Raw genomic sequence first — 14556 nt, 5'->3', positions numbered from 1 at the left:
AGTGAGTCTCTACTTCTTGTCTCCAACGATGGCTTCCATCTCATCGATGCTGATCTCTCCAGACGCTAGCCGCTGCAATGCCCATTCCAGCAGATCTTCGCGGACGGGCGCTTCTACCGGCTTCGAGCCTTCCATATTTGCTCGAATACATGCACCAAGCTCGGCTGGTGTCGTATACGTAAATATGTCAGCGATATCGATCTTGCCCTCGTACTTTTCGTCCAAAGCCCTATAGAGATGGGTTGCTACAATAGAATCTCCTCCAAGAGCAAAGAAACTATCGTAAACATCCACCGACTCCAGACCTAATACTTCTGCAAACGTCTCCACAATGGTTTGTTCGATTCGTTCAATATCGTCTTGCGGATGATTAACGCGATCCGCTTCCTTGGCTGCTGGCTGACCAGCCGTTTGCCCAGCGGCCATCGTATTTATGGCCATCATCTGGAATGCTTCCTGATTGATCCTACCTGGCATAACGTTCGTATAATCGGTTCCAATAATCACGTCCAGATATTCCAAAGCTTCCTCTGTCGTCAGCGCATCCATGATTCCGTCTATATTGGACACAGCTCCTTTATCAACCGCCATGCCAATTTCTTTCCACGCAGGCCATTGGATGGCCACTGCTTTCATGCCTTTTCGAGCAAATCGGTATGCTGCCGCATCCATGTAAGCGTTAGCAGCTGCATAATCGCTTTGACCAAACCCGCCGATTAATGCATTAATGGAAGAATACCCAATCACAAATTCCGTTTCGCTTGGATCTATTAATTGTTCCAGTACCCATGTTCCGTGCACCTTCGCTCGAATGACTTCCTTAAACTGGCCGAAGTCCTTCGTAAGAAGTAATCCATCTCCGGCCACGCCAGCACTATGGACTACGCCACGAATGCTACCGTATTTTTCCCTTAGACGAATCATCGTACGTTCCATACTAACCAGATCGGCCACATCCGCCTCAAGCACCTCGACTTTTGCGCCCATGCGTTCCAATTTCAGCACTTGCTCAATACGATCTCGAGTCTTATTGCCGAGACCTTTATCACGCAGAATATGCTCCCACTCAGATCGTTGCGGCAAGCCTGACCTAGCAATCAGTGCAATCGCGATGTCGGGTTTACGACGCACGAAATGTTCCGCAAGCTTCAATCCCAACGATCCAAGCCCGCCCGTGATAAGATAGGCGCCGTCTTGCTGTAACTCATAAGGCTGGCTTACTATCCCGTTTACCGGAACCTGCGTTGCCGTAACTTTATATCTGCGTCCTTGTCGATAGGCAATTCGATATTCCGTTTCGGCGCTCATCATTTCGGCTAGAACAAACTCGAACGCAGTTTCCTCATCCATGTCGACGCCCCGGAAGGTCAAGTTGGGATATTCCTGTGCGATGACCTTTCCCATGGCCAATAGGGATGCATGGTTAGGATGGATGCATGGCTCTTCCCCGGTGACCTCGTTGGCATACTGCGTTACTACGAATAGCTCCGTTGGCCCTTTAAGTCTGTTTTCCAATATTCCTTTTGTAATATGGAATAAATGGTAAACCCCGGAATCTAATTGTTTCTCGAATTGCCCGAGATCGGCCGCGTCATTCGTTAACCCTAAGGAAGCTAAATGAATAATCCGGTTAACCCGCTGACCTTGCAGTTGCTCGAAGACAACGCTACAGTCGCAATCGCCGATGATCTCTCTAAACACACCGCCAGATGCAATTAATCGATCTGCCAGTTCGCGTTCACGTGCTCCCTCCCCGCGAATGATGACAGATAATCCCGTACTCGATCCAGTAGGCGTATCTTGCAAAAGCGCTGGTTGCCATCCGAGAACGGTGAGCATCTTCGTATTTTTCCTGTCGGCACGGCCTTCTGCCAAATGGACTTTGCGGATCGAATATTGTTCAATCTCAAAGATCACTTGACCATATTCATCCATCAGCGTGATATCGAAAGAAATCGTGTCTTGTACGGATTTACCGTCTATGATTCGAATATGGCTATAGACCACTCCCGGCAGACTCGGCCCCATAAAGGTCATCCGTTTGTATGAGAAGGGGAGATGAAGACCGTCGAAATGATCGATAACTGCATTTACTGCGCAATCAAGCAGAGAGGGGTGCATATGATATAATGCCAGATCCTCTTTGAAATGGGCAGGCAACTCGAGTTTTGCTATCACTTCCTGCTCCGTGAGCGCAATTTCACGCAAACAGAACCATCTTGGACCGCGCTCAATCTGCCCTTGTCCTTGATCATCGCCAACGAATTCCATCGGTACCCCGAATTTCTCAATCATTGTGAAGATGTCCCGTCGCTCAGGTTTATGAATGGAAGCACTCACTTTACCTTGCGCATAGAGGATGCTAGGGTGGTCACCGGGATCGGAAACTACAAACTCAAACCCGTTTTTATTCTTGTTCATCGTTATTTTGACAGTAGCTGATTCTCCAGGCTCCAAAGCGACGGGCTGCATGAAGATAACATCTCTGAAATCAATTGCGCCTTCTAAACCGCACTTTCGCGACGCCTCGGTGACGATTTCGAGATATGCTGTGCCCGGGAGCACGAACTTCCCATTGATTTTGTGCTCGTTCAATACCCACTCTTTCTCTGGGACCAGTTCCGCGAAGCATACAACCCCTCCGTCTTCTCTCGCTTCCGAGCGGCTGATGATTGGATGAGTTCTGTAAGTCGATGCGTCTTCATGATCGCTGAGCCAGCATCTTCGATTCCTAAAAGGATAATAAGGCAAACTCACTTTACGTGTCTTGACACCGCGGTAGAGCTTTTCCCAGTTAACGGTTGCCCCCTCCACATACAAACTGCACAACTGGTTCAAGGCATTCTTACTCTTGGTCAATCCGTTATTCGATAGATCATCCAACAATTCGTCGGCTTGGCGTGTCAATTCATCAGCTTGTGATTGCGTAATCTCAGAGGGTTTGATCACGCGATTACCTAAACTGTCTGGTATAACTTTATGCTCGCCCTCAAAATACAATTTTCGGGAAGAGGCTGATTCAGCATCCCCCGAAAGAAGCTCTAACTGTTGAAGAAGTTCCGATTTGGCTTCGAAAGGAATCGCAACGCGGTTCGTATGATGCCCTCTTCCCGTATTAAGCGTGTAACACATGTCGGAGAGCGAAACATCCGAGTTTCGTTCAATCCATGCCTTGTATCGCTCCGCCAATTGAATGATACTACTGCGATTAAGGGCGGATAATGTAAATATTTGGGGCATTACCACCTCTTGCCTGTCATCTGTCCTCACGGGTGCCTCTTCCAGAACGATGTGGCAATTGGTTCCGCTTAATCCGAAAGCGCTTACGCCACATCGAAGCGGTCCATCCGACTTCCAATCCCGAAGCTGATCGTTGACGTATACAGGGGAATCTTCAAAAGCGATGCCCCGATTCGGCTTCTGAAAATGCAATGTGGGGACGATTTTCCTATGTTTCAGACTCAATACGCATTTCATGAACCCCGCGATGCCCGCTGCATTGTCTAAATGCCCAATATTGCTCTTAAGCGAACCGATAGCGCAGAATTGCTTGGACTTGGTGAACGCTTGAAAGGCCTGCGTAATTGCACGAATCTCGATCGGATCGCCCAATCTCGTACCTGTCCCGTGTGCTTCGATGTACGTTATCGTTTCCGGAGTAACGCCTGCATCTCTCCACGCACTAGTAATTACCTCCTGTTGAGCGTTAGGATTAGGCGCTGTGATGCCGACGGAACTCCCGTCCTGATTAACCGCACTGCCTTTAATGACAGCATAGATGTGGTCTCCGTCATGCACCGCTTGTTGGAGAGGCTTCAGAATCACAGCCGCGGCGCCTTCCCCGAAGCCCGTTCCGTCCGATGAATCGTCGAATGTTCGGGCGATGCCGTCGGAAGACGCAATCCCAATCTGGTCCTCATCCTTCTCGTTACTCAACGGAAGAAGGTTAAGCTTGATGCCTCCAGCCAGTGCAATTTCGCAATCGCCTGCCCTAAGCGCTTGACATGCCAAATGAATTGCGACAAGCGAAGACGAGCAGGCCGTGTCTACGACCATGCTCGCCCCCCGCAAATTAAGAAAATAAGAAATCCGGCTGGCAATAATCGATTTAATGTTACCAGGTGTCGACAACCCGGCAAGAGAAGGTGCTACTTCCTTCACATATTGTTTATACTCTTGCACGAAGTCGCTGCTGTACCCGACATAAACCCCTGCATTGCTACCTGATAGTTTATTCCCTCCATATCCCGCATCTTCGAAGGCTTCGTAAGCAGTTTCTAGAAAGATCCTTTGATTCGGATCCATGACACTGCTTTCCTTAGGCGATAAGGAGAAAAACTCGCAATCGAATGTGTCCACTCTGTCCAAAAAGGAACCGTTCGCATAGTCATTTCCATCCTCCATCATGCCTAAGCGCGATAATAGCGGGTCAGTATCGTTCCTTCTAGTCTGTAAAAAAGGTCTAGTGCAATCTACACCAGCCTGTAAATTATTCCAAAATGCATGAACGTCCCGGGCATCCGGGAACCTTCCCGCAATCCCGATTACCGCTATATCCTTCGTCTCAATAGCCGTCTCCTCAACACGAAGATTTTCAGGCTTCTCCAATAGATTCTTATCACCCATGCGAAATAAATCGTTTCTCAAGCTCTTCACTCCTTATGCATACCATTAGCATCATGTTGTAACATAAAGTTTAAGATATTAATAAAAGCATACAACAGACCTTCCGGGTTTTCCGTCATTGGGGATGAATCCCTGTACCTATATTTAATTCTTGCTGACTCTCCATCCACATCGACATGGAAATGTATAAACTTGTTCACACCCGCATCTCCCCAATGGCTTGCCGTAGAGAAATAGGGAATGCGATTATTGGATTCATGCGCGAAGGCTGCCATCTGAACCGGATTCATGCAACTGTTTCGAACGCGTACGAACAATTCTTCCTGACTAGTCATATCGCTGAGGTCAAGCTCTATGGGTATAGGCCTCTGATTCGGATGCAAGCCTGCAAGGACGATGACTTTATCCTCTGTTGCGAACTCCGCATACGAGTAGATAAAGATCGACAGCAGCAGCTCTTGTACGGAAAGTCCATTCCTTGCCGCCGGTTGAACTAGCCGATCCCAATTCACCTCTGAAAGCGTGATATCTGACACCATTGGCTCTTCCTCTTGACTGTCTAACTCCGCATTAGCTTGTGCAAGTCCCTGTTGGATAAATCGCGATATTTCAGCGACGGTTGGATGAGCGAACAGATCGGCCACTCGAATCAGGTCAGGGTACTTTCCATCCAATTGGAGCTGGATTTGGACAACTAGAAAGGAATCACCTCCGATGTGGAACAAATTTTCGCTCACACCTAGTTTCTGTAACCCCAACACTTCTTTGCATACCGCAGTAACATCCTCTTGAATTGCTGTAATCGGCGGAACATGGGATAACCCGGATGCCATTAGATTCTCCGTCGCTTGTTCTCTGTGCCTTATGACAGGTAACTTCGGGTGTGGACGACTGGTTTCTACGCGACTTGGTCCTCCAATTTCAGATAAAGTTGCGTTCGGATGATCCAGGAGTCGTTTAATCATTCTGATGTAATCCTCACCTATGTTGCGAATCGTATCTTCGGAGAACAGTCTCGTACAGTACTGCAACTCAACACTTAGTTCCGAATCGATTTCCGTCACTTGCAATGTAAGATCAAACTTAGAAACGTTTACCTTCGGTTCGACTGGTGAAATCTGCAAATTTCCAATCTGATATTCGGATTGCGATTTCTGTTGCATAGCGAAGACAGTGTCGAATATAGGGTTCCGGCTTAAATCTCGCTCAAGATGCAGTCTCTCGATAAGCATCTCGAACGGATAACTTTGGTTCTCGAGCGCTTCCACGGTGTTCAGCCTGATTTCATTTAGAAAATCTATGAATAGCATTTCTTTTCGAACCGTATGGCGCAAAGGAAGCATATTGATAAAGACCCCGACGGTGCTCTCGATTTCCGAGAGCGTTCTTCCTGAGACTGGCGTACCGATGATGATATCCTCTTCACTCGAATGGTTATGCAAGAGAACATAATAGAGCGCAAGGAGTGTCATAAATAACGTTGCCCCCTGCTCCTCCGCCAATCGTTTCAACCGCTCTGTAGAACGAGCATCCACGTGAAAATTAATGGTATTCCCTTCAAAGCTTTGGACAGACGGTCGCGGATAATCCGCAGGCAAATTCATCATCGGCACAGGCCGTTCGAATCGGCTTAACCAATAGCGCTCCTGCTTACGAAATGCTTCAGATTTCATCCAATTTGCCTGCCAAACGGAATAATCACTGTATTGGATCACCGAATTCGTGACCTCTTGCTGGTGGTACAGCCTAAAGAGTTCTTTCATCATAATGGCTACGGACAAGCCATCGGCGATCAAGTGATGCATATCGAAGAGTACGAATGCGTTACGATCATCAATGATTCCGACCTTCATACGGAACAAGGGCGCATTCCCAATATCGAACGGTTGGATAAACTCGGAAATAGCCCGCGAGATTTCATCCTTCTCCATCATGGATACTTCTACATCAGGAAGAACATCAGACCCGATGAGTTGCACCACTGTCCCGTTGCGGATGCCGAACGATGTGCGAAGGACCGAATGCCTCTCCATCAGCTTTCCAAAAGCGGATACGATGCGACCCGGTTCCAACGGTCCGCGGATGGAGAAGACTGCGGGAATGTTGTAAGAGACCGAATTAGGTTCCAAATGATGTAGCACATACAGCCTTTTTTGTCCTGAAGTAAGCGGATAATAAGGCATATCCCCAGATCGCTCGATGGATCGCGAAGCAACCTGATGCTCATTCTCTATGACTTTGGCCAGCCTCTGGACTGTCGGATTCTGAAACAATTCGCTGAGCCTCATATCCACATGAAATTCCTTATTGACTCTCGCAATCATCATCCCTGCGTTCAGGGAGTGTCCGCCGTGTTCGAAGAAATTTGCATCCGGAGCGACGGCATCCAGGTCCAGTACGCTACGCCATATGCTCATCAACTTTCTTTCCGTTTCACTGAGAGCGGACGGCGTCGGTTCGTCGTGCTTCAATACTTCCGACAGTAAGGCCTTGCGGTCAATCTTTCCATTCGGCGTCATTGGAAGACAATCCAAAGACACAAACTTGGAGGGGATCATATACTCCGGCAATCCCTTCGCCAGCTCTTGGCGAACTTGTGGTGCGCCTAAATTCTCATCCGATACGATATAAGCGCAAAGGAACGTATGGCCGGATCGGTCTCGCCTCGTAACGACGGCCGCTTCTCTTATCGAAGTTACCTCTAAGAGCGCTGACTCGATTTCTCCGATTTCGATGCGATATCCTCTTATCTTTACTTGGTTGTCATTTCGTCCCAAATGCTGAAGTTCACCGTTAATCGACCATTTAGCTAGATCTCCGGTTTTGTACAGTTTCGTTCCCGGCTCAAATGGGTTATTAACAAATTTCATCTCCGTCAGCTCCGGCTTGTTCCGGTATCCCCTCGCGACGCCAGTTCCTCCGATACATAACTCTCCGACAAACCCTGGAGGCAGCAACTGACCGTCTTCACTCAGAATATAGATCGATGTATTGGAGATCGGTTTTCCGATTGATATAGCTGAACTTTCGGTTAGTTCCTTCATGGTGGACCATATTGTCGTTTCCGTCGGTCCGTACATGTTATAAATTTTTGCTGCGGTCAGCGTTTTCAACTGCTTCAATACGATCTCCGGGAAGGGCTCTCCGCCGATCAAGATTTCAGATATCTGCTTCAGACAAGCGGTATGCCCCGAACGCAGAAGCAAGGTCATGCGGGAGGGAGTCATTTGAAGCATATCCACACCGTGCTTTCCTATCTCGTCGGCAAGCAGTTTGGGATCCAGTTGCACTTCCTCGTTCGCCATTACGACCTTCATGCCGCGTGTCAAAGGCAACACCAACTCTAGGAAACTGATGTCGAATGACACTGTAGTGAGAGCCAAAATTGACTTACCTGTCAAAAAGTCTATCTGGTCAATCATGCCGTAAATAAAATTGACCGCGGACAGATGCTCAATCATTACGCCCTTCGGTTTGCCCGTGGAGCCCGAAGTGTAGATGATATATGCAAGATCATTAGGCATGGAGGAATATGCCAAAACCCCATTCCGGTCGGCATCCTCTCCATGCCATGTATCGATATTGCAAACGATGCACCCCTCCGGTAAACTTACATCCAATGAAGACTGCGTCACGATGAACCTAGCGCCACTGTCTTCCAGAATATACTCGACCCGGTCTCTAGGATAATTCACGTCGATAGGCAAGTATGCTGCTCCCGATTTAAGAATGCCCAGAATAGCAACCACCGCTTCTGTGGTTCTACCCATAGCCAATGCAACCACATCCCCCCGACCTGCTCCGTTCCGCTTTAACCAGAGCGCCAATTGGTCGGATCGCTCCTCAAGCTCCCCGTAAGTAAGGGATTGTTCTCCGTTAACGACCGCTACAAGGTCTGGTTCACGAAGCGCTTGTTCATGTACAAGCTGATGCACGGTTTTCCCGTTAGGAAATGCTACCTTCGTATCGTTAAAATCCTCTCTCAACTTTTTCATAAGGGTGGCGGGAACATATCGGATGTCCCTCATGCTAACGTCCGGGTCACGCAAAATCTCTTCAATGAGGTGTGCGAACATACCTACCAGTTGAATAACGCTCCCCCGATGGAATAAATCGGAATTATATTCTAATCTCGCTTCGATCTGTCCGTTCGAGTCTTTGCATAACAAGCTCAAGTCATACTGACTATACCTTTCATTCGGTTGCGGAATGTGATCGTAATATTGAAACATGGTTGTAAAGATTGGACTTCGACTGACATCGCGATCCGGATTGACTTTGGTAACCAATCGTTCAAATGGATATCTGCCATGCTTGTAAGCCTGTAAGCTTTGTTGCTTTACGTGTTCGACCAACGATTTGAAGGGTTGGTTATCGCTAAATTTGATTCTGATGCACAGGACGTTCATAAACAACCCAATGACATTTTCAAAATCGCTTCCTGTTCTTCCGGCTGAGGGACATCCTATGATGATATCTGAATCCCCGCTAATCTTGTTAAGGAATATGCCGTACAAAGACAACATCAGCATATATGGGGTTACATTGCATGATGCGGCAAGTTGCTTCAAGGATTCCGTTTGTTCTTGGTCGAACGTATGAAGCAAATATCCACCATTATAAGTCTTTACAGGCGGCCTCGAGTAATCTATCGGCAGGTTTAGCATAGGCAACGGCTTGGCTATCTGCTGTTGCCAGTAGACTTCTGACTCTTGGAATTCCGAACTATTCAGCCACTGGTTCTGGACACGAATCCAATCGGCATATTGATAAGCCGGGTCCTGCAAGCGAAGCGGTTTCGATTCCCTTAGCGAGTCATAAACGTTTAGCAATTCGTTAAATAGCAGGTTGCTGCTCCAGCCGTCCGTAATTAAATGATGCACGTTAAAAAATAAATGATAGCTGGTGTCTTCAAGCTTAAATAAAGTTACCTGGAATAGGGTACCGAACAGATCCATAGGCTTGGAGCATTGCTGTTCCACCATCTCCAATTCAGATTCCTTAGGGTTCGATCGGTCGGACAAATCAATAAATTCGAATATTTCGCCGACATCCAACGCGAAATATTGCCATGGCTCTCCATCCTTCTCTACAAATCGCGTACGCAAGGCATCATGCCGTTTCACACATATGTTCAAAGCTTCTTTAAACCGCTCAACGTCCATCTCGTTCTGAATCGGAATATTGGTGAACAATTGGTATGCGGTCATTTCTGGATCAAACTTTTGTAAAAACCAAATGCGTTGTTGTGCTAATGACAGCTCAAAAAACACCTCATTCGTGTTGTCACCCGCAACAAGATGTTGGTGTTCGCTCGATTGTTTATGGTCGAGATATTTTGCTAATTCATGGACGGAAGGATATTCGAACAAATCAACGATATCCACTTTGATCAGACAATTCTTTGTAATATCGTTAACAATCCGGAGCGCTAAAATAGAATCCCCACCAAGCGCGTAAAAGTTGTCGTGCACATTAATGCTGGACGTGCCCAATGCTTGACCCCACACATCCGCTACGATTCTTTCCGTATCGGTGTAATGCCCATCCGGCTTCCCTTCAAGCTCCGTTTGCTTCCAACCTAACAAATTGTTGCTCTTCACGGCTACGCTTACCGATTCCTTGTGCGTTAGAGATGCGATGACCTCGTTCGTTACTCGAATCGAATTGGAGGATTGAAGGATCGACAAGCTCTCGGGCCGCAATGTCCCTGCAATGACCTTTCCTGCTTTCAAGCTAAGAGATTTCGCAAAATATGCAAGTCCTTCTTGGGTCGTCAATGTACGGAATATACCGTCCTGACTTCCACCAAACCGTTTAGCCATTCCCACTTCGGACCACGCCGCCCAGTTGATGGCGTAGGTGTTACCGCATATACGGTTTCGATACGCCTCAAAAGCATCAAGAAACCCATTAGCCGCGGTATAATCCCCTTGTCCTGCCGCACCAATAATCGATGTTACAGACGAAAACATGACGAAGAAATCAAGTTCTTCTTGCCGGGTGAGTTCATGAAGAATCCATGTACCGTAAACTTTAGCATTTAACGCTTCGTGGTATTCCTCTTCGTCCCGTATGACTGCAAAACCATTTCCTGCGACGCCGGCGGTATGCACGATTCCTCGAAGGGGGCCGTGTTCTGACCGCAAATTTCGCAAGACCGCTCTCATTTGCTTCTCGTCCGCAACATCTGCCGCGCAATAGACGATTGTCTTGCCCAGACGGTCGAATTGATCAAGAATCTCCATTTTTCTTGCCCGCTCAACCTCATCTGCTGTATGGGCTTCGTTTGTTTCCCTCGACGGGATCGTCCGGCTTAGAAGCACAATTGCAGCTTGGCTTCGCTCAGACAAATATTGAGCAATCTCCAGTCCGATACTTCCAAACCCACCCGTTATGAGGTAATATCCTTCATCCCGGATCACTACTTCGTCGGTAATGCTTGCAGATTGTTCGATTGTATCGAAATACTCCGTATATTTTTTTCCTTCGCGGAAAGCAACGAGGTAAGGCGTTTCGATCCCGCTTAACGCTTCCCTCGCGATTTGTTCGACATCCGTATAATGATCAATATCAATTCCTCTGCAGTGAATGTTGGGATGCTCTTCGCAGATCACCCTGCCCAATCCTAACATCGTAGCGCCACCAGGCATTAGTACGGATTCTGTGCCCGTCACTTCATGAACATAGTCGGATATGAGCACAAGGTCAATTTCCTCTCGGATTCCTCCGTTAACCAGAGCTTTGGTCAAGCGGTACAAGCCCGTGAACCCTATTTCTTGCTTGTGGCGAAGGCTAGCCAGCGAGTCAATTTCTTCTGCGTTGCCGATTGTTGCCATATAAATAATTCGGCGGACTTTGCATTCTTTGACCAATCGAACGACGTGATCGAATCCTTCGTAATCTGCAGGCAGTATATAGTTGCACGCATCGTTCTCTTCGTAGCGGTCGCCGAGAACGGCAGTAATGACGCATCCCCCCAGCTTTTGAATGGCTTCAGCCGCCTCATCCGATACCACACCTTCGCCCTTTAGAATAAGCGTTGTATCATCGGGCTGCATTACAATCGGGGAGTGAAGAGTGTGCTCCTCCCTCCATTCCATGCGATAGAAGGATGGCGTCGAGCGATTCATGCCCATCTGCTTGCGGTCTTGATCCTGGACGCGTTTCGTCGTGAAGCCCTCAATTGCAACCAAGAGCTGCCCTTCAGGATTGCAAATCGTTACATCGTATTTGCGGACATCCTGGTTGTCTGGATTGGCCTGCACGATTCTGCTTATGCAACGCTCTGGCAGTGAACCGATAATGGAGACTTTCTTATAGAACAGGGGAATAAAATTCCCATCCTGTCTATTGAAATCCGATGCCGCCATATCTAGCAGCGCTGGATGTAACGCAAATGCCTCTATATCATCCCAATACTCCTCTGGTAATTGAAGCGAGACGACAGCTTCCTTCTCCATCCGATGGACATGCTGAATGTTATTCCACCGGGGCCCAAATTGAATCAGACCATTCTCCGGAACGATAGGTTTCGGTTCACTTTCGCGAATCGTTTGTACCATTGTCTGCAGAGTACTTGTATGTTTGCCCGATATCGCCTCATTGGGATGGTCAAAGAACAGTTCGCCAACCGCATGTACACTCCATGGCGACTCGACTGTAAGGCTATCGTTAAGCTTGCTGGCGATCCTGAAGGTATAGTTACTACCTTCTCTTCGCACCAACGTGTGGACACATTTATTTTCATCAGCCTCTACCGATAACGGGATGAGGATTTGTACATTTTCCATCCTTGTTACAGGATATCGCAAGCTTCGCTTTCCAGCTTGTAGTGCCATTTCCAGATAAGCCGTACCAGGTATTATGCACATGCCAGCCACGCGGTGTTCGCTCAGTATCCAGTGAGAATCAACCGACATCGATGTCTCATAAATCCATTGATCTTCCGTTTCAGCCAATAATTCACCGATTAAAGAAGAGCCTATTGCAAGTTTCGATCCCCTGCCGAATGGATAAACTTGAGATTCGATCGGTACCCAAAACTTCATAGAATCAAATGCATAGGTCGGCAACCGCACAATCTTTGCCTCGTCTGCATGATACAGCAACGACCAATCGACATCCGCACCAAGGCAATATTTATTGCAAAGGGCATACATGACTGTCGGTTCTCGATTATTTCCACCCCTACCAGACAGAAGTGCAGTTGCTTCCGCGCTCAGAATGCGCTGCTCATCCTCCGTAACTTCCCCTACCGACTTGATTTCTTTATTGAACACGAGTTTGAATGAACCGTAAAATCGTCCTTCCCGGTTCCCCCAATCGGCACGTTGCATAAATTCTCGCAATGAGTAAAGCAGATCCTCGACACTCTCCACGACTAATGCTAAACGGTAGTTGAAGTGGCCGCGCCCTCTGCTTGCCGTATAGCAAATATCAGAAATTCGCAATGTCGGATTATTCGTTAAATGCGCGATATACTTTTCGACAGTACCTCGCAAGGAATTCAGCGATTTTGCAGACAGCGGGAACACATGCATTTGATGGTGGGATTCGCCCTCTTCTTCACGAATCGGCGCCTCTTCCAGTACGACATGGCAATTCGTCCCGCTGAATCCGAAAGAACTTACCCCGCATATGCGAGGATTCTCCCCGGTCCGCCAGTCTCTCAATTGGTCGTTTACGAAAACCGGAGAACTCACGAAGTTGATATAAGGATTAGGGCTTCCGAAAAACAGCGAAGGTGGCAGTTTCTTATTGATGAGGCATAATGCCATCTTGATGACGGAAACGATTCCCGAAGCGCCGTTGGAATGACCGATATTGGTCTTAGCGGAGCCTATTGCACAGAATTGCTGTTTATCCGTATGCTTCCGCATCGCTTGAGTGATTCCTTTAATTTCAATCGGGTCACCAAGCTTAGTTCCCGTACCATGGGCTTCCAGGTAACTGATCGATTCTGGTGACACGCCAGCGACTTCCCATGCACGCAACAACAATTGAGCCTGAGCTTCGGCGCTCGGTGCGGTAATTCCATTGGATGCGCCGTCATTATTCACCGCGCTTCCCTTTATCACCGAATAGATAAAATGATTCTTCTTCAGCGCCTCTTCCAGCGTCATAACACATACGGAAGCGATTCCTTCGCTCCAGACAGTTCCGTCAGCGTCTTTGTCAAAGGTTCTGATCTGGCCGCCGGCGGAGTCCACTACGCCTTCACCTGCAGGGTTAAGGAATAAACTGACTCCGCCAACCAATGCTGAATCGCACTCCCCGCTACGAATATATTGGCATGCTGTATGCAAGGCTACCAGACTGGAAGAACAGGCGCAGTCAATGACCATGCTCGGTCCATGCAGATCGAGAATATAAGAAATTCGGCTTGCCAAAATCCCCGTGCTTGCCCCAGTCTGCACGAGTGGGTTGTCCTCCGTAATTAAACGCGAATATTCGGGATAATCCGTACTTTCCATGCCGACGAATACGCCCATCGACTGATTCCTAGGATTTATCCCTGCATCTTCCAATGCCTCCCAAGCGGATTGTAAAAATAACCGTTGGCTCGGGTCCATTAACTCTGCTTCTTTGGCAGAAATCCTGAAGAATGCCGGGTCGAACCCCGCAATATCGTCCACATAACCGCCGACCCGGAATGGATCCGCTTGATTCAAGACAGCGATGTCTTGAATTCTGGATTTAGGGAACATTCCTACCATGTTCTCCTCATGACACAACCGCTCCCAGAACTGATCAGGATTTTTGATACCCGGAAGTTTGCAGGAAATCCCGACAATCGCAAGCGGTTTCCCTGCTGACTCTTCGTTCGGCCTTTTTGTCTTCAGTTCTTGAAGCATCGCTTTGGCTTGCTGTTTGGACAATTGCTTCTCTGAGACCTGAGATAAGATGTACTTCTCTATTTGTTTCATC

At 47.8% G+C, this 14556-nt stretch carries 2 protein-coding genes; both read right to left on the bottom strand.

Annotation, left to right across the window (positions count from 1 at the left end; all coding sequences use genetic code 11):
* Positions 1 to 9: 9 nt before the first annotated feature.
* A complete protein-coding gene (locus tag Q9R46_RS21830; RefSeq protein ID WP_311281750.1) occupies positions 10 to 4647 on the bottom strand; it encodes an SDR family NAD(P)-dependent oxidoreductase in 4638 nt (1545 codons plus the stop codon).
* Positions 4648 to 4652: 5 nt separating this feature from the next.
* Positions 4653 to 14555 carry a non-ribosomal peptide synthetase gene (locus tag Q9R46_RS21825; RefSeq protein ID WP_311281749.1) on the bottom strand — a complete coding sequence of 3301 codons (9903 nt, stop codon included), beginning with the start codon at positions 14553 to 14555 and terminating at the stop codon, positions 4653 to 4655.
* Position 14556: the final 1 nt, after the last annotated feature.

It is taken from the genome of Paenibacillus sp. RRE4, assembly GCF_031844205.1.
GTDB classification, from domain to species: domain Bacteria; phylum Bacillota; class Bacilli; order Paenibacillales; family Paenibacillaceae; genus Paenibacillus; species Paenibacillus xylanexedens_B.
The sequence above is the reverse complement of the archived record's forward strand: the minus strand, read 5'-3'. Positions and strand labels throughout refer to the sequence as shown.